Below are 17,424 nucleotides of genomic sequence, written 5' to 3'. Positions count from 1 at the left end.
TGCGAGTTGCGCTGCCAACTGTACAAGTCGTTTGGTTCTGCGTACATCCCCCAACTTTGCACTCTGGAAAACACTCTGAGCCCACACGGATGGTTCACTTACAAACATGACATGTTATATCTAAAACAAAAGGTCAGGATCAGATCAAACTTCTTCTAAATGGTTCAAAAAAATCCCCCGGTGAAAACCGGGGGATTTGTGTAGAAGAGACAGGCCGAAGCAGGGCTTGTTTCGCAGAATTCGATGCTGATAATTCGTCATAGATCACGCATTAGCAACTCAAACTCATCCTCAGCAAGTTCGATCAGTTTAGCGAGCTCCCGGGCATCATCACTCGCTAAATCCACTTGCCAGCGTACACATTCACCACCGACATGATCTCGACAAACTAACTCCGTTTTTTTGCCATTTGACAGAAACGAAAGTTCTTCAAACTCAGCCAAAAACTTATCGTGTTCTTCCATGATTTCAACTTCAACAAAACCAGTAGGTATAACCTTCACATCCAAATGGTATCCTTTACCGCCTGGTAACAGGTACTGCCGGTGTTCAGCTAACATCCTCCTTTCCTCCACTCAGTTGACTCGCAACTAAAAGTGTAGTCAAAGATTCTGTTACGCGAGTAAATTCTTCCCAAATCAGTTCTGACCTAAACTTAGGAAAAGTAATACTTTTTTCTTATACAGCCAGAAAAGGATCAATCATTATAATCACGATAATCGGCTGAATCTGCCATTCGTTTTAAGTCATCATCTGCTCACTCAATACTTTGTCATCAGGCATCAGTTACTTATTCAAAATCATTATCAGCGGTACATCCGCCATCTTATTGTTGTACACGTTTCGATGATCGACTGTCATCGTTTCTTCATATGAGTGAAGCCTGCCCTTCATAAAACAGCTGTCTCAATGTTTGGACAAATGGGTGATGTGTTGAATAATGGTAATATCCAATTTGGTTATGCCGTGAACAGATAAGCGACTGAATCAGTACACCCATAACTGCCAGGTACCTGACTTTGAACAAAATCAGGAAAATGACACGCACAGCAGATTCCTGTTTCTTTCCCATGCTATAGTCATTTCTCTGGAAAAATCGCTTTCTGAGCGCACAATTAATGGAAGAAAATAAATGACCGAGAGCCTTCCCAACCCATCTGAACAATACCTTGATTTTCGTTCTGATACCGTCACCCGTCCTTCAGCAGCTATGCGTCAGGCAATGGCCAATGCTGCCGTTGGTGATGATGTTTACGGGGATGATCCGACAATCAATGAACTGGAACTCTGGGCCGCAGAACGACATGGTTTTGAAGCCGCCCTTTTTTGCAGCTCCGGCACGCAGGCTAACTTACTGGGATTGATGGCTCACTGCGAACGCGGGGATGAATATCTGTGCGGGCAGCAGGCGCACAACTACAAGTTTGAAGGCGGCGGCGCGGCTGTGCTGGGCTCAATTCAGCCGCAACCGATTGAGAATCTGCCAGACGGAACACTGCCGTTTGATAAGCTGGCTGCTGCCATTAAACCGGACGACAGCCACTTCGCACGTACCAGGCTGCTCAGTCTGGAAAATACGATTAACGGCAAGGTGCTTCCGCTGTCCTATCTGGCTGAAGCCAGAGCTTTTGCGGATCAACACGGCCTCTCGCTGCACTTGGATGGTGCCCGGGTTTACAACGCTGTGGCAGCGCTGGATGTTGATATCACCGAAATAGTCAAATACTTCGATTCGTTCACGATTTGCCTGTCGAAAGGACTGGGCGCACCTGTGGGTTCGCTGTTACTTGGCAATAAAGAATTCATCAAAAAAGCCAGACGCTGGCGCAAAGTGCTGGGTGGCGGCATGCGCCAGGCAGGTATTCTGGCCGCAGCGGGTAAGATCGCACTTCAGGAAAATGCGGCCCGCCTGAAAGAAGACCATGACAATGCCCGTTATTTAGCGGAGCAGTTAAACACTGTGCCGGGATTCAGCACTAAGCCAGAATGGGTACAAACCAATATTCTGTTCGCTAAAGTGGACGATGGCATTAATCAGACGCAATTACTTTCAACACTGAAAGAAAAAGGGATTCTCCTGAGTAAGGGAAATCCAATGCGTTTGGTTACCCATTTAGATGTCAGCCGTGATGATATTGATCGCTTGATTGCAGAGCTGAAATCCGCATTGTAAACCTCTGCCTGCCACCGCATTGTTATTGGGGGCAGGCACAATATCTTCAATCAGGTCGTCGCCGTATCGGTTATTGACCTGTCACCGACGTATTATCGGAACCGATACTTTCAACCGAGTGCCCGATCGTTCTCAGTACCCTGTTGGCCTAACCTAACTCAGCCGTATTGAGTATCAGATGCACCACAATACTCAATACATACCCCAGTGCAATAACCGGTGCCCATTTGAGATGACCAAAGAAGGTGTACTTACCGTGAGCTGCGCCCATCAGGGCAACACCGGCGGCAGAACCAATCGACAGCAAACTGCCACCAACGCCAGCGGTTAACGTTACCAGCAACCAGTTGCCAATCGACATATCCGGGTTCATTGTCAGCACTGCAAACATGACCGGAATATTATCAATCACAGCAGAAAGGACACCAACAATAATGTTGGCCCACATTGGATCCCATTGTGTATACATAAGGTGCGAGGCCACACTCAGATATCCCAGCAGGCTCAGACCCCCGACACACATCACCACACCATAGAAAAACAACAGGGTATCCCACTCCGCCATTGATACCCGTCTGAATACATCAAAGGGTACCACTGAGCCAAGACGCTCCAACGCAGCATTATCGTTATTGGCCATGGCTATCGCCCGCTTTTTCTCCAGTGAACGCGGCAAGGTTTTTTGCAGATAGAAACCAAACAAAGAGAGATAAGCCAGCCCCATCATCATCCCCATTACCGGCGGGAAGTGCAGATAAGCATGAAAGCCAACCGCCGTCAGTATCGTCAGCAAGAACAGAATCACGATACGCCGCGCACCTCGTTTCAATTCCACATACTCGCTGATCGTTTCAGGTTTGGTGCGGGGAACAAAGAAAGACATGATGAGTGCAGGGACCAGATAATTCACCAGCGAAGGAACAAATAGCTCAAAAAACTGGGTGAACCGAACCAGACCAGCCTGCCAGACCATCAGGGTTGTGATATCACCAAACGGACTGAACGCACCGCCGGCATTGGCAGCCACGACAATATTGATACAGGCAAGATTGATAAAACGGGTATTCTCCCCGCCCACTTTCATCACCACGGCACACATCAGTAACGCTGTGGTCAGGTTGTCGGCAACCGGAGAGATAAAAAATGCCAGAAACCCCGTCAGCCAGAACAGCGCTCTAAAGTTAAACCCTTTACTGACCATCCAGCTTTGTAGGGCATCAAACAAGCGTCGCTCTTCCATGGCGCTGATGTACGTCATTGCCACCAGCAAAAACAGCATCAGTTCAGCGTATTCCAGTAAGTTATGCTCAAGCGCCATGTGTGCTGTCTCAATCGCGCCCTGCTCTTTATAAGCAAAACCAATCATGATCCAGGTAACACCTGCCGCCAGCAGCATAGGTTTTGACTTGCGAAGCTGCAGATACTCTTCCGCCATTACCAACCCATAAGCCACAACAAATATCAGAATGGCGATATAGCCAATAGCTGTCCGGGTCAAATCCAAGCTCATACCATCGGCACTGGCGCTGGCTAAAAAGGGGCATCCAAGCAAGATCAGAAAAAGAACAAAGTAAGACACTTTTTTACGCATTCTCTACTCCATGAGACAACACACTCAACAAACAATACACTGTTGCATTTTTTATATTGTGGTTCAGCACAGCAATAATGCGATGAAATGACTCAAAAATTTGTGGTGCTTCACTTTCGCAGAGACAACCGGTCAATGAGAAAAAAGAAAGGGACCCAAACGGGTCCCTGACTGAGAGGTGCTTACTGGCCCCATATTTCTGTCACAAATTCCGGATAATCAACAAACGGGTTGCGGTTGCCCTGGAAATCGTAAACGTCTTCGTTGCGTTCTAATTCTTTCTGGCTGACCGGATCTTCCTGATGCCATTGCAGTAACATTGTCAGAAACCACTCTTCAAACACCTGATCATGAGTTCCGTTCAACACTGCGTCGCCGTATGTGTTATTCGATTCCCAGCCGGAAATCACGTTTTGATAGCGGGTGGCCATATAAAAATAAGCCCGGGCAATGTCACCTTTAAAGGCATCTACAGGCTCAAACACTGTCCCCGAATAACTCAGGCCTGATGCAGTCGATCCCAACTTTGAACCATTATCAGAAATGTAAGTCGCACTGCCAACTTCGCCGTAGGGATAACTGCTTCGTCTGCCATTCACATAACCATCTGTCGGGAACACATGATGCACATCGGTATTCATCGGTGCGACGGCCCCGCCGAACCAGCTCCGAGGGAAAGAATGCTCGCGGTTGTAACAATCGCCTTCACCACTGTAGGAGCCACATTGATCGTTGCCTGGTGTAAAGGTATAGCTATCGGTTCCCGAGGAATTTTCTGAATAAATGTCCAGAATGGAACCGTCATTTTCATAGCTTTCATCCAGTTCATACTCGCTATAAAACGTCCACAGATCGCTATAGCTCTGAGCACTGTGATCCTTGATGATATTGTACAATGCTGTTTTCAGTGTATATCCGGTCAATCCTTCAGCCGTTTGGTAGTAACTCGACAAATCACTCAGTCCGCCACCTGAGCCTGTTCCTCCTGAACTGCCGCCTTCGCTGCCGGTGGGTTCAAACCGATCCACATAAACGACTTCAGAGCCATCAAAGCCCGGCTGATCATAGAAACGTAGCCCTACCTCAATACTGGTGGTACTCCCAGCTGTATAGCTATACCTGAGCTGCTGCCACTGACCGGTAGTGGCAGGAGTGGAATATTCCAGATAACCATCAACATACAAGCGTGCGGCCACCCCTCCCTCAGTGTGGTAAATCCAGACACTGAACTCATAAGTTTCGCCATCAGTCACACTGACAGTCTGACGAAAATCCGTTGAACTTTGCGTTCCAGTATTAACAGTTATTGCCGCAGCACTGCTCCCTGAGTAAACCTGACTACTGGTGACATCTACACTGATCCCTGAATCAATGGTTGTCCAATGTTCCGGACTCCCATTACTCCAGCTTTCAAAGTCGCCGTTACTGACCTGAGCGACTGCCACGCCCTGCACTCCGAATGTTAAAAGTCCCAGCAGAGTTAATGCTCGTTTCATGTAAATTCCCGCGATATTTGTTAACTAAGTGTTAAGAGCTCAAAGTTGCACACAAATCTCGATTTATGAACAAAATTATGAATGGGCTATCACCTTTTTGATAACTACATCAAATTAACAACATAATATGAAACAAACATGAAGAGGTTCGTTGACAGCGTCATTGGCTAAACAATACAGCCAGACGGTAAAAAATATCCTCACGAACAGAGTTTTTACTAAGCTGGAAGTAGTACCAATCAGAAACTGTGTATGGTCAGATTTTTCATGAAGAATAGCAGCCAGTGATAAAGCGAAAACTAACCTAACTCGTGACAATAAATACAAAAACTTCATCTCAATCACGGGTTGTCGGACCGGAAAATAAGCAGACCTGTATTCTGGTTGGTATCACTCGGCGTCATCTGAATAGGGGCACTGGACTATGATAAAAACACTGCTTAGACCCGCGTTGTTATGCTTTACAACCGGCCTGTACCTTTCTTTGATTCCCCCTGTATCAGCAGAGGATCCGCTGATACCCAGCCCTCCTGAGATAGCCGCCGACGCTTGGGTTCTGATGAGCTATCAGTCAGGGCAAGTGATCGCAGGCAGTAATGAGAACAAAGCGCATGCCCCCGCCAGCCTGGTCAAAATTATGACAAGTTATGTGGTCGGAACTGAGCTTAAAGCCGGTCATATTCACGATGACGACAAAGTGGTGATCAGCGAAAATGCCTGGAGTCAAAAGTTTCCGGGTTCTTCGGTTATGTTTATCAAAGTGGGCGATGAAGTCTCCGTTGATGACCTCAATCATGGCGTAATCATTTCTTCCGGTAACGATGCCACTGTTGCTCTTGCTGAGCATGTTGCCGGGCATACTTCAGCATTTATCGAAATGATGAACCGCCAGGCTGAAAACCTAGGCATGAATAATACCTATTTTGCCAACCCGCATGGTTTAGACAATGATCAGCAAGCGACAACGGCTTATGATATGGCGCTGCTGACGCGAGCCTTTATTCGTGACCTGCCTGAAATGTATGAACTGTTCAAAATCAAATCATTCACTTTCAACAACATTAAACAAGGCAACCGTAATCCACTTCTCTGGGACACCAGCCTTAATGCCGATGGCGTGAAAACCGGATACACCAAAGAATCAGGTTACAGCCTGGTTTCATCCGCTTCCCAAGGGGATTTCAGGCTGATAGCCGTGGTACTGGGAACAGAAAACGTGAATGCCCGTCGTAACGAAAGCAAAAAATTACTAACCTGGGGCTTTCGTTTCTATCAGGATCTCAAACCTGATTTTGACAATAACACACTGAAAAAAGCCAAAGTCTGGTATGGCTCTCCGTCAAACGTTCAGGTTGAAGTGGGCGATGGCGGCGTTCTTACCGTACCGCGCCGTCAGCGGAAAAGTCTGGAGCACAAGGTCTTCTACAACTCCAACCTGGAAGCCCCTGTTACCAAAGGCCAGCAGGTTGGCAAAGTCGAATGGTATCTCGACAAGCATTTACTGACAGTTCAACCGATTCTTGCGGCGGAAACTTCAGAAAAAGCGCCGTGGTACAAATCCATGATAGATACCGTCTGGCGGCCTATTGGACGCTGGTTCAGTGATCAGGATTGGGATCCGAGAACAGATAAAGCAATCGCCGAAACCACGCAATAAACAGCATACGCTACCGGGTCTACTCCAGACCCGGTTTCAGCCAGACGGATTTAAAATCAAACCACCCCATAGAATTGGGTTCCATACCTTGTACCGGACCGGCGCTGTACACCCCTAACCAGGCATGAAATAAAGGGATCACTTGTCCTGATTTGACCAGATTCGCACCTATGTCATGACTGGGGCACGTACGGCCGCTCTCTGAACGCCATGCCATAACACGCTGATTCAGTGAATCAAATTCATTTTCAGGCATAGCCCGTGAAATATGGTCGAAACTGTAAAACCAGGTCAGAAGAGCATCATCTCTGTGATTACTCAGGCTCATACCATTTAGCCAGATATCGATCTTATCCGCGTACTTCCCCATCAATACATCTGTGTTGCTCAGCTCCATCACTTTGAGTCTCAGTCCATCTTCAGCCAGAACACTGTCGATCGCCCGGGCAAGCTCATGGTAAACCGGATGATGTTGCGGGAACGCCAGCGTCACCATGCGTTTAGCAGGCAGAGCAGCTTTTATCGGTAGCGGATTAAGATCTGTCCAGCCAGGTAACAATCCAAAGGCATTGATCAGACGGATATCGCCTATCTCTGCCGGGTTCATCCTCGACAGCAATTGCATTGGCGCAAGCCGGCTCTGAAAATACGCCTGCCACTCAGGATCGCTGGCAAGCCCATTGACTCTGTTTAGCAACAGATAGCTGCATCCTTCATCCAGGGTCAACTGATCGTTCACGTCCTTAATCTGCTCAACAACCCTATCCGTTCCGGGTTGCAAATAGCAGGCGGTGACACCGGTTAAAATCCAGATCTCGACCACATCTATCAGAGCCCGGAATCCAAAATAGTGATCGAACGCTTCCAGTGTCAAACGCTGCCTGTCATTTTGCGTGACTTTATAAGGCCCGGTGCCCACAGGAAACAAATCCGCCTCCTTTTCACTGTCCAGCTCGGCAGGCTGAATCACCGCCATGATGTTGGCCAGCAAATCAGGCAAACGATAATCATCATGGCTAAGACGAATATCAACGGTATTAGGGAAGGGTGAAGAAATATGGCTGAGGTGACAGAATAATTTATGTTCTTTCAGCCGCTCGAGACTCTTCACTACATCCTGGCTGTCCAGCAGACTGCCGTCGTGAAACCGAACAGCAGGACGCAGATAGAACCGCCAGTGACGAGCAGAAAAGGCCTCCCAATGATGAGCCAGATCGCCTTCGGTTTCCTCTTTTTCCTCATTAATCCGCGTCAGTCCGTTGAAAATCTGCCGAACGAGGTGCTGCTCAGAACGCCGGAGCGGACGAAGCGGATTGAGATTGGTAAACGCGCGGTAATACGGGACGCGAACGATCTGACGTCCTTTTTGCGTAGTCAGCCCAAGCTGTTCCTGTATTAACTGTGCCAGCTTGTTGGCATCGTGCCCCAGCGCTTCCAGAGCGGGTTCCAGTTTGCCATCGGCAACCAGCTTGCGGGCGTGATTATACTGCAGCTCAGTATCCGTACTATGAAAGACTAACCGTGACTGTTTGCCACGACCGATAGCCGGTTCCCAGTCTATCCATCCCTTCTCGACCATCTTATTGATGACCATACGTACATTGCGGCGCGTACAAAACAGCACATCAGACATGTCTTGCAAGTTTGTATCGCTGTCCTGACCGGAAAAATGGCTATAAAGACGCTGGAATTGCGTTTTCAGACGCTGACCACTCATAGAAAAGGGGAACCTTTTAAATTGGGATTTTCAATTTTTTGTTTCCCTATTTTAGTCTACATTGCTGTTACATGAAACCGCAGCATTCAGCTTCTGCCCTTTATTCTTATACAGAATGAAGCACTTAGCTGGCTGGTTTCATTTTATGGCAGCCGGACAAAACGAAGACCTCCCCCAGTCTTCGGCGCCTGAGTGTTTGTCCGGTTGCCTTTTCCCTGTCCGATCAAAAAAGCGCCTTTCGGCGCTTGATGTACACGGCATTCGGTTGACCCGTTTTTCAGGACACGTCTGATGATTTGGTTTGTGATGCTTTAGTTTGTGACATCTGCTGGGATTGCAATTCTTTCAGTTGCTTTTTCAGCGCATCATTCTCATTTTGCAGCGTTTTCTGTCCGGCCAGCAATTCTGTTTGCTCTTTTTTAGCCAGCTTGTTGGCTTCAGCCAGTTCCGCTTTTACCGCCCGGAGTTCTTCATTCAGCGATGCCACTTTCGCCGTGCTGGCGTCAAGATCGGTTTTCACTTTACGCTGATTGCGCTGTGCCGTTTGCTTGGCTTTCTGTGCTTTTTCACACTCAGACGTCATAAGCGCTAACGCTTGTTCCAGCTCAGCCATTTGTTGTGAATTGTCTGCAGCAGCGCTTTCCTGACCTGTCATCGCCAACCAACCCGATAGCATATTCTCACTGGCCAACTGCATCATATCGAACGGAAACACCAGTCCTTGCTCTTTGGTTTGCTGCACTTTTTCATTCAATACCTTGTCGGCTTGTTCGAACTGCCGGATGGTATTGTCATAGCTGTCGTGTGTTGCCCAGGTAAACTGCTTCGCCGCAATCGCTTCCCATGCACGGTGAACCTGCATCCAGGTTTCAACGTGAGAAAAGTACAGGCTAGGGTCAAACACCGGTGAAGACCATTGTTGTTGCAAAGCCTTTTGTAAACCATTTTCCATCAGTCATTCTCCTAAAGTTGGCTTCAATTTAGCAATTGTCCTTGTGATTCCCTTTCGGGATATGCCCTAAACAACATGGCACACTGTGCGCACAATACCAGATGCGCATAGTTTACCTACCCAAAATGACAGCATAAAGAACAAAAAACAAGCAGCGCTATGCTTTGATCATTGAATTAGTGAATGTTAAGAGAAACTTGAGATAAACGTTACACCAAAATGTAACTGTCATATTGTCATGAATTTGCGATGTTAACCCGCTAGCCTCAGGGGAGTCATCACACACAGAAGCACCAATTTGCCGACTGTATGAAGAAACTTAAACGCTATCAGTACGAACGCTACGCCATTTTATGCCGACAGGCTTATCCGGCTGACTTTGACCATACCCAGTATGGCTTTGACCCGGCAGGCCGGCGAGATATTACCGACAGATGGGGGCGAACCATTATCCGGGTACTCTGGGGAGAGCAGAATGAAGCCATAGTCGTGTTCAAAGGATCGCAAAACCTGTGGGACTGGCTACTCAACTTTGCGTGTTTTCCGCAAAAGCTGCCAGGAAGACATAAGCCTTATCATGTCCACTGGGGCTATCACTCTCTTCTGGAACAGAAAAGTAAAATAGACACAAATCGGTACGCAGAGGCGTTCCCCTCCATGTCGGCTTCACAAGAAATTGATTATCTGCAAGCCGCCGATGCTGAGCATTTCCAGGATGAATCGCTCTACCAGCAGATTCGCTCAACCCTGTTACCCTTAATCAGCAACGGAAAAAAGGTGTCTTTTACCGGCCATTCCTCTGGTGGCGCCATGGCGGTACTGACAGTGGAAAGGCTGGGCAAAGAGTTTCCTGACGCTATCAAACGGGTTGTGACTTTCGGGCAACCGGCGGCCGGTTTCTGGAGCTTCAAAAAAGCCTACAGTTACCATCACTGCACCTACCGGATTTGCTGCGATCTGGACATTGTCACCTTTCTGCCAGCCATCCCTCTGATGCACTGGCATGTAGGGAAAATGCTCTGGCTGCATAACGAGAAGATCTACGACAACATCTCTACACCAGTCAGACTCTACAAATCACTGGTGAGCTGGATATTACGCCCTATTACCTACCACTATATGCACAAATACATCAGGAATAAGGACTACTTTGATAAGCACTGATTCCTGACTCACGCTGAATCAGCGGAATTGTAAAAATTTAACATACCTTCTTTTGCCTGTTTCATGTATCGTTGAGGCTGAATCCAGCAGAAATCGACGATATGCATTCTCAAATCACACAGTTGCTCGCACAAAAAAATGTCTGGATGGCCAGTCATATTACGGACGCTGAGTTTCCCACAGCACTCAGCAAACAGGGTCTCGCCCTTTACAACACCGCGCATAACGAACTGACAGCCAATTCGGTTCAAGCCTCTGATTTCGCTTCGCCTTCAGATCTGTTGAGTGTCTACCCTGTCGATTGCCACCCTCTCACTATCCGATTTTCTTTGGTTCATGCCAGCCAATGGCAAGATGAAGATTCTGAAGCTGTCATAGAGTTTCTGACGCAAATCATGCTGGAAACCGACGGGCCGGCTCAACTGTTCGTGGGTTTCTATCAAGGTAAACCTGCAGCCTGCGGTATGCTGTTTACTAACCCGGACACCCCGAACGACACCTTAATCAGCGATATCTGTGCGCTTCCGCTGCCAAATCATGATGAACTTGTCGCTGCCATGACAAGTTGGCTCATTCAGCAAGCGTCTGATAAGTCGGAAAGTTTGTGGTTATGTTAAGCCCGTTAGTCTGTGCTTTCCTTGCCGGTACAGACTGATCCACCGCGCCATTGCTGTTTACCCTTCTACACCTGCTGCCAACCAGATTTCAGCCCAGTAATTACTGCTGGCTAAATTTCATTTTTTCGAGTTATTTCTCAAATATTCTTATTTTTCTGCTGGTTAGCGTTAACTTTCATCTTAAAGCAACAACTCCTTAACATAACTGTACCTATTATTTCATCGGGAGAATGATTCTCTTTAATTAATCAACAAGGACACTTTCGATGAAAAAAACGATAGGAACAACTTTATTATTGTTGTCATCCTTCACTCAGGCAGAATCGTTAAACGTCATGGCGTACAACACGCTGCTACTGTCTTTCGGCGATTGGGATCAGACCAATCGCGCCCAGCGGATACCCGCTGCGATTTCTGCCCTGGAGAACATTCCCGATGTGCTGATCATCAATGAAGCTTTCAACCCAGATTCCGAAGTCATGCTTAATGAACTGGCGTCGCTTTATCCATATCAAACACCGGTTGTGGGCTTAGATTGCAGCGGTCGGGGATGGGATGCATTAACAGGCGATTGTTCCAACTCTATTGTGGTTGTGCGTGGCGGCGTCTCTATTTTGTCCCGCTACCCCATTGTGAGCCAGAAAGCACATGTTTATCACGCCAGCGACAACAGCACCTGGGATTATTATTCCAACAAAGGTTTTGCCTACGTCGAAATTGACAAGAATGGTCAGCGCTTCCATCTGCTTGGTACACATCTGCAATCCAGTACTGACAACCCGGATAAAGAACACCCGGTGCGTATGGCCCAACTGACTGAAATGCAGAATTTCATTTCAGCACAAGCTATTCCGACCTCAGAGCCCGTTATTATTGCAGGCGATCTGAATGTGGAATGGAGCCGCCAGGATCAGATTGCAGACATGCTGGCAACGACACAAAGCCATCTGTTCTTTCCCGAACCGAGCACCGGCAGCTTCTCTGCCAAATACAATTGGGTCACAAAATCAGGTGCGTACAGAGACGGTTACTCACTCAACTACAACGATACTCTGGATTATGTACTCTGGCACCAACACTATCTGCAACCTACAGTACCGGCGGCGATGAAAGTGGTGAAGCTGCAAGCTGATGAACAATGGTACTGGCATTACCTGAAAGGTAAATGGCCACTGCCGGAAGGTGAATATTGGCATAATGGCTATTACAGCGATCTGTCAGATCATTACCCAGTCCAGGCTGAGTTTGTGTTTCCTGATCAATAAAAAACCTGTCTTTGAAACCCTGCCGTTGAAACCATGCTGTTGAAACCATCGCTATCGCGGCTGGCACTGGTTCAGAGGTGACATCAAAAAGGAGCACCTGAGTGCTCCTTCTGCCTGTCTGCCTGAGTGAAGTTTTAACCCACCGATCAGCGGCTGACACTCAGTAACGCTTTTGCCAGGTAATCCAGTTTCTGCTCCTGCAAACCCGCAATGTTAATCCGGCCGTCACCAACAGCATAAATACCGAATTCATTACGTAACTGAATAATTTGCTCCTGACTTAAACCTGTGACGGAAAACATCCCTTTATGCTTTTCAATGAAATCAAACGCATCGGAGCCATTGTCCCGCACAGCCTGAGTTAAACCCGCCCGCAGACGTCGCAAACGCTGGTTCATGTCCGTCAGCTCGCTTTTCCAGGTGGCGGTCAGAGAGTCATCATTGAGGACAGTCGCCACCAGAGCTGCACCATGATCAGGTGGCATAGTATAAGAAGCACGCGCCAGCTGCAGAATTCTGCCCTTGGCCTTCTGAGCTTCTTTCAGGGAATCACTGATGATAATCGCCGCGCCTGTTCGTTCACGGTACAAACCAAAATTCTTTGAGCAGGAAGTGGCAACAATCATTTCTTCCACATTGTCAGCCAGATGGCGTAAACCGGCAGCATCTTGCTCCAGCCCGTCACCAAATCCCTGATAAGCGATATCAACAAAAGGCAGAAAACCATTTTTATTTGCAAGCTCAGTGATTGCCTTCCAGTCATCAAATGAAATGTCGGCACCGGTCGGGTTATGGCAGCAACCATGCAGCAATACCACATCTTTAGGGCCGGCTTTCGCCAGCTCTGCCAGCATAGCTTCGCTGTTAACTTGTTTGGATGCGGTATCGAAGTACGGATAGAACTTCACTTTCAGGCCAGCCGCTTCCATTACCGGTTTGTGGTTGACATAACTGGGGTTTGAAATCCACACGGTTGTGTCTGGTTGAGCCAGATACATCAGATCGGCCAGCATACGCAGTGCGCCACTGGCGCCCGGGGTCTGTACCGCAGCAGCACGCTGATAAGCAGAGGTATCTTTAATGAGTAAATCCATCATTGCCTGATTGAAGACTTCATCGCCCGCTAACCCAACATACGCTTTGGTTTTCTGTGTTTCCAACAGACGCTGCTCAGCCTGAAATACCGCCTGCATAATTGGCGTTTCACCTTGGCTGTTGCGGTATACACCGATGCCCAAATCCATCTTCTCAGAACGGGCATCCTCGCGGAACATTTGTGTCAGGGATAAAATTGGATCGAGTTGTGCTTCAGTAAGCTGCTTGAACATCTGTGAAATTCCGTTTTGTTATTGCGACTTTCCTCAAATTATCATGCACCTTATCGAAGGTCACTACCCCAGCTCAGAAATAGTCCTGCCAGTGTTTATCCAGATTAACAGCACCATGTAATGAAATTGTTACAACCTGAATTGATCTGGATTAATCAAACACCAATAAAGCTTGCAAGGGTTGACCAAGCACCTAAATTTAAAGCATGAAGGGTACATCCAACCGGAGGCCATCATGAAAAACAGCGTTGATGTTCGCGCCTTACTAACCGCCTATGAAAAGATAAAAACGCTGGGAACACCCGTCGAAAACGGCAAACAACTCGATGATATTACCTGTACAGAGAGTTACGACGGTTACAGCGTCAGCCTGTCAGACGGTAATGTCAGTGTTGATGTTAACTTTCACAACACTTATCACTTTCATACCCTGAACGAAGATCCAGACACAGTCATTAACCAGACAACGACAGATTTTCACCACAACAACGAAACCCAGATTCAGGCATTTTTGAATAAGTTGCACGATTTAAATACACGTTATTAATGTGTTACCTAAAGTCGCTCTGCCGGCTTTAGGTTTTACCTTTTCCTGACATTATCCCGCCACAGCTTGATTAAGCTGGAAACATAGACACAGTTGAAAGGTCTAGTTAACCGGAAAAGCTGTAACGAACTTTGTGCCCCATCCAGTAACAAAGTGCATCCACAGCGTTTTCTGTCAATGACTCACTAACCACATGTGGCGAACCAGTCATCACTCAAAACAAAAAAAAGAAAGAGAGAAAAGAATGAACGCTGAAATATTGAATAAGCAAGAACAGGAACGTGTGATTGCTGCTTTGAATGAATGTTACCGTCGATTGGAAGCTGCTGAACTGACCCCGCAGGAAATTTCGCAAGAGGGCTTCAGCCTGATGTTTACCTCAGCCTACAAAATGATTGATGGCTGAGATTGAGCGCTAAACGTCCTCAGTTCCCCCTGCTGATGTTTACGAAATGAAAAAAGGAGCGCATTGCGCTCCTTTCCATTTTTATCAACAAGCTTCACTGCTGACAGCAACCATTAACCACGGTAATAACGCTGTGGTACGAACGGCATTTTCTCCACTGTCATTGGCAGTTTCTTCCCACGAACTTCAGCGAAAATCTCAGTACCAATCGTGGCGAGCTCAGTTTTTACATAAGCCATAGCCACCGGGGCTTCTTTCGTCGGCCCAAACGTACCGCTGGTCACAATGCCGATTTCATTATCGTCAGCATCAAACAGCTTGCTGCCTTCACGCACTGGCGCTTTCGACTGACCAATCAAACCAACACGTTTGCGGGCTACATCTTTAGTCGCAATCTGATTCAGAATCAGTTCTGCGCCGGGGAATCCACCCGCACGTTCACCATCAGCACGGCGAGGCTTACTGATACCCCATAACAAGCTGGCTTCTACCGGCGTAGTAGTGGTATCAATGTCATGGCCATACAGGCACAGGCCACACTCAAGGCGCAGTGAATCTCGTGCACCCAGACCAATCCACTCAACTTCTCCGTAGGCAAGCAATGTACGCGCCAGCTCTTCCGCCTTATCTGACGGCACGGAAATTTCGTAACCGTCTTCACCTGTGTATCCAGAACGGCTGATATAGCATTCTGCGCCCAGCAGTTCCAGTTTAGTGGCGTCCATAAACAGCATATCGCTGACGGCAGGATTCAGACGCGCCAGCACCTCGGCCGCTTTCGGACCTTGCAGAGCAAGCAACGCACGATCGTCAATAATTTCCAGCGTCACATCAGCAGGAAGGTGCGCCTGAATGTGTGCAATGTCTTGATCTTTACACGCCGCATTGACCACAACAAACAAATGATCACCGAAATTGGTCACCATCAGATCATCTAAAATGCCACCGTTTTCGTTAGTAAAGAAAGCATAACGCTGCTTGCCATCCGGCAGATCGATGATGTCGACAGGGACCAGTGTTTCCAGGGCTTTCGCCGCATTTTCGCCATGTAAACGCAGCTGACCCATGTGGGAAACATCAAACAAACCGGCTGATTCACGGCAATGGATATGCTCTTTACGCACGCCCAGCGCGTATTGCACTGGCATGTCGTAACCTGCAAACGGAACCATTTTGGCACCCATCTCAATGTGAAGGGCATGCAAAGGTGTAACAAGAAGATCCTGAGACATTGATATTTACTCCATTCACCGCACAGCGGCTGTTGCATCAATTTCTGTGGCAGATTGACTTAACCTGTCACGTGTAGATGTTGCTAGCAGGCAGATAAACTGTATCTCTGTTTCCAATAGTAGATAAAGTTTCTTATCTCTCAACCTAGCCGTTCTCAAAGTGCGACAGAGGCGGTGTTTCCCCCTCTGCCATTGTGTCTGTTACCGCGATAACGCGACGGTTATGACGCTGTCACCCAAAGAATAAGGGCGTCTTCATCACTGACCGAAACCAGCATGTGCCCCATGGTGGCATCGTAGTACACTGAATCACCTTCACTCAGGCGTACCGGTTCATAGAACTCAGAAAAAAAAGTAATTTTGCCGGACAGCACAAGTAAAAACTCTTCGCCGTCATGCCGGATCCAGTCGGAATAATCGTCAAAATGACGAGCACGAACCCGCGACTTAAAGGGCATCATTTTCTTATTGCGTAACTGGGTCGCCAGCAATTCATGCTCATAGGTCGTAGTGGGATGTGGCTTGCCTTCGCCCTGTCGAGTAATATCTCTCCGCCCGGTTGCAACCAGCTGCTTGGGCGGCGCAAACAATTGCGGAATATCTATCTGTAATCCGGTGGCCAATTTCTGCATCGCCTGGAAGGTCGGCGAGATTTGTTCATTCTCAATCTTAGACAAGGTTGAACGCGCCAAACCGGTACGCTTGCTGGCCTCTTCCAATGTCAGACCATGAGCCATACGTATGTCTTTCAACCGCTTGCCTAACTGCAACGGTTCAATATTCTCTGACTCCCGTTCCCTGGCGACAGTCAGTGATGGATACGGATCCACTTGCTGTTCATCACTACTCATTTTGCCCTCCGAGGCACGTCTTTCAGTCATTCTTACACAAGCCGTTAACAAGTGGGAAGCCAGTCAAAGACAAAACCATGACCTATACAACATATTTGAAATAAAGTTTCCAATAGGAAACACAAGGTAAAGTCTGACGCTTTTCCCAATAACAGACACTCAGATTTTCCACCGCTGATATCATTACAATGACAACGTAAAAAGCAGCGCAATCGGCCACTAGAGTGCATTACCACTGGTGTCAGCCACTAAAAAGAATTAGAGCTGACACACATTTCTGCCAGATAAATACCGAAAAGATGGTCCCTATCATAGAAATTTACATGACAAGAAGCAAACGTTTGCGTAAGATTGCGACCACTAAAATGAACAATAATCCACTATTGGAAATTCTGGTTTGATCCGTTATCAATAGAAACGTATGTAAC

Annotated in this window: 16 protein-coding genes; 7 read left to right on the top strand and 9 right to left on the bottom strand. The window is 47.5% G+C overall.

The window, feature by feature from the left end:
* Both L6J37_RS20090 and L6J37_RS20085 read right to left on the bottom strand, forming a co-directional pair.
* A partial coding sequence (locus L6J37_RS20090; protein ID WP_237796058.1) for an IS4/Tn5 family transposase DNA-binding protein occupies window positions 1-108 on the bottom strand: 108 nt, incomplete at its 3' end.
* 149 nt (window positions 109-257) lie between these two features.
* Window positions 258-560, bottom strand: coding sequence for a hypothetical protein (locus L6J37_RS20085; protein WP_237796377.1), 303 nt, complete (start codon window positions 558-560; stop codon window positions 258-260).
* Between the two features lie 572 nt (window positions 561-1,132).
* Here L6J37_RS20085 and ltaE point away from each other — a divergent pair.
* Window positions 1,133-2,173: a low-specificity L-threonine aldolase gene (ltaE, locus tag L6J37_RS20080; RefSeq protein ID WP_237796376.1), complete on the top strand. Its 1,041-nt coding sequence runs from the start codon at window positions 1,133-1,135 to the stop codon at window positions 2,171-2,173.
* Window positions 2,174-2,321: 148 nt separating this feature from the next.
* Here ltaE and nhaD read toward each other — a convergent pair whose 3' ends face one another.
* Both nhaD and L6J37_RS20070 read right to left on the bottom strand, forming a co-directional pair.
* Entirely contained in the window at window positions 2,322-3,764 is a 1,443-nt protein-coding gene (gene nhaD / locus L6J37_RS20075) for a sodium:proton antiporter NhaD (protein ID WP_237796375.1), read from the bottom strand.
* Between the two features lie 182 nt (window positions 3,765-3,946).
* A complete protein-coding gene (locus tag L6J37_RS20070) occupies window positions 3,947-5,260 on the bottom strand; it encodes an endonuclease (protein WP_218385546.1) in 1,314 nt (437 codons plus the stop codon).
* 424 nt (window positions 5,261-5,684) lie between these two features.
* On the opposite strand from L6J37_RS20070, the gene L6J37_RS20065 reads away from it, so the two are divergent.
* Window positions 5,685-6,917, top strand: coding sequence for a D-alanyl-D-alanine carboxypeptidase family protein (locus L6J37_RS20065; RefSeq protein WP_269093577.1), 1,233 nt, complete (start codon window positions 5,685-5,687; stop codon window positions 6,915-6,917).
* A gap of 19 nt (window positions 6,918-6,936) precedes the next feature.
* Here the strand turns inward: L6J37_RS20065 and sgrR are convergent, their stop codons facing one another.
* Complete coding sequence (gene sgrR, locus L6J37_RS20060) at window positions 6,937-8,634, bottom strand: HTH-type transcriptional regulator SgrR (RefSeq protein WP_218385550.1); 1,698 nt, start codon at window positions 8,632-8,634, stop codon at window positions 6,937-6,939.
* Between the two features lie 277 nt (window positions 8,635-8,911).
* Window positions 8,912-9,586 carry a hypothetical protein gene (locus tag L6J37_RS20055; protein WP_237796373.1) on the bottom strand — a complete coding sequence of 225 codons (675 nt, stop codon included), beginning with the start codon at window positions 9,584-9,586 and terminating at the stop codon, window positions 8,912-8,914.
* 309 nt (window positions 9,587-9,895) lie between these two features.
* Between L6J37_RS20055 and L6J37_RS20050 the strand changes: the two genes are divergently transcribed.
* From L6J37_RS20050 to L6J37_RS20040, 3 genes are all read left to right on the top strand, one after another.
* Window positions 9,896-10,750 (top strand): lipase family protein, encoded by an 855-nt coding sequence (locus L6J37_RS20050; RefSeq protein ID WP_237796372.1) that lies wholly within the window; start codon window positions 9,896-9,898, stop codon window positions 10,748-10,750.
* Between the two features lie 101 nt (window positions 10,751-10,851).
* Window positions 10,852-11,367 (top strand): hypothetical protein, encoded by a 516-nt coding sequence (locus tag L6J37_RS20045; protein WP_237796371.1) that lies wholly within the window; start codon window positions 10,852-10,854, stop codon window positions 11,365-11,367.
* 266 nt (window positions 11,368-11,633) lie between these two features.
* Complete coding sequence (locus tag L6J37_RS20040) at window positions 11,634-12,632, top strand: sphingomyelin phosphodiesterase (protein ID WP_192013991.1); 999 nt, start codon at window positions 11,634-11,636, stop codon at window positions 12,630-12,632.
* Window positions 12,633-12,778: 146 nt separating this feature from the next.
* Here L6J37_RS20040 and L6J37_RS20035 read toward each other — a convergent pair whose 3' ends face one another.
* Window positions 12,779-13,960: an amino acid aminotransferase gene (locus tag L6J37_RS20035; RefSeq protein ID WP_218385561.1), complete on the bottom strand. Its 1,182-nt coding sequence runs from the start codon at window positions 13,958-13,960 to the stop codon at window positions 12,779-12,781.
* A 235-nt stretch (window positions 13,961-14,195) separates the two neighbouring features.
* On the opposite strand from L6J37_RS20035, the gene L6J37_RS20030 reads away from it, so the two are divergent.
* Window positions 14,196-14,507 (top strand): DUF3081 family protein, encoded by a 312-nt coding sequence (locus L6J37_RS20030; protein WP_027251070.1) that lies wholly within the window; start codon window positions 14,196-14,198, stop codon window positions 14,505-14,507.
* A 193-nt stretch (window positions 14,508-14,700) separates the two neighbouring features.
* On the top strand, window positions 14,701-14,913 hold the full coding sequence (locus tag L6J37_RS20025) for a hypothetical protein (protein ID WP_192014560.1): 213 nt from the start codon (window positions 14,701-14,703) through the stop codon (window positions 14,911-14,913).
* A 113-nt stretch (window positions 14,914-15,026) separates the two neighbouring features.
* Here the strand turns inward: L6J37_RS20025 and gcvT are convergent, their stop codons facing one another.
* Together gcvT and L6J37_RS20015 are read right to left on the bottom strand one after the other, a co-directional pair.
* Window positions 15,027-16,145 (bottom strand): glycine cleavage system aminomethyltransferase GcvT, encoded by a 1,119-nt coding sequence (gene gcvT, locus L6J37_RS20020; protein WP_237796370.1) that lies wholly within the window; start codon window positions 16,143-16,145, stop codon window positions 15,027-15,029.
* Window positions 16,146-16,366: 221 nt separating this feature from the next.
* On the bottom strand, window positions 16,367-16,996 hold the full coding sequence (locus L6J37_RS20015) for a helix-turn-helix domain-containing protein (protein WP_192013995.1): 630 nt from the start codon (window positions 16,994-16,996) through the stop codon (window positions 16,367-16,369).
* Between the last annotated feature and the right edge of the window lie 428 nt (window positions 16,997-17,424).

This window comes from Photobacterium sp. WH77, assembly GCF_022014395.1.
In the GTDB taxonomy this organism is placed as follows: Bacteria; Pseudomonadota; Gammaproteobacteria; order Enterobacterales; family Vibrionaceae; genus Photobacterium; species Photobacterium arenosum.
This window is presented reverse-complemented; position numbering and strand designations above follow the sequence as displayed.

Excerpts from the sequence above, each read along its gene's own strand:
- L6J37_RS20085 (WP_237796377.1), bottom strand. The coding sequence starts at position 560 with ATGTTAGCTGAACACCGGCAGTACCTGTTACCAGGCGGTAAAGGATAC.
- ltaE (WP_237796376.1), top strand. The coding sequence starts at position 1,133 with ATGACCGAGAGCCTTCCCAACCCATCTGAACAATACCTTGATTTTCGT.
- nhaD (WP_237796375.1), bottom strand. The coding sequence starts at position 3,764 with ATGCGTAAAAAAGTGTCTTACTTTGTTCTTTTTCTGATCTTGCTTGGA.
- L6J37_RS20070 (WP_218385546.1), bottom strand. The coding sequence starts at position 5,260 with ATGAAACGAGCATTAACTCTGCTGGGACTTTTAACATTCGGAGTGCAG.
- L6J37_RS20065 (WP_269093577.1), top strand. The coding sequence starts at position 5,685 with ATGATAAAAACACTGCTTAGACCCGCGTTGTTATGCTTTACAACCGGC.
- sgrR (WP_218385550.1), bottom strand. The coding sequence starts at position 8,634 with ATGAGTGGTCAGCGTCTGAAAACGCAATTCCAGCGTCTTTATAGCCAT.
- L6J37_RS20055 (WP_237796373.1), bottom strand. The coding sequence starts at position 9,586 with ATGGAAAATGGTTTACAAAAGGCTTTGCAACAACAATGGTCTTCACCG.
- L6J37_RS20050 (WP_237796372.1), top strand. The coding sequence starts at position 9,896 with ATGAAGAAACTTAAACGCTATCAGTACGAACGCTACGCCATTTTATGC.
- L6J37_RS20045 (WP_237796371.1), top strand. The coding sequence starts at position 10,852 with ATGCATTCTCAAATCACACAGTTGCTCGCACAAAAAAATGTCTGGATG.
- L6J37_RS20040 (WP_192013991.1), top strand. The coding sequence starts at position 11,634 with ATGAAAAAAACGATAGGAACAACTTTATTATTGTTGTCATCCTTCACT.
- L6J37_RS20035 (WP_218385561.1), bottom strand. The coding sequence starts at position 13,960 with ATGTTCAAGCAGCTTACTGAAGCACAACTCGATCCAATTTTATCCCTG.
- L6J37_RS20030 (WP_027251070.1), top strand. The coding sequence starts at position 14,196 with ATGAAAAACAGCGTTGATGTTCGCGCCTTACTAACCGCCTATGAAAAG.
- L6J37_RS20025 (WP_192014560.1), top strand. The coding sequence starts at position 14,701 with ATGTGGCGAACCAGTCATCACTCAAAACAAAAAAAAGAAAGAGAGAAA.
- gcvT (WP_237796370.1), bottom strand. The coding sequence starts at position 16,145 with ATGTCTCAGGATCTTCTTGTTACACCTTTGCATGCCCTTCACATTGAG.
- L6J37_RS20015 (WP_192013995.1), bottom strand. The coding sequence starts at position 16,996 with ATGAGTAGTGATGAACAGCAAGTGGATCCGTATCCATCACTGACTGTC.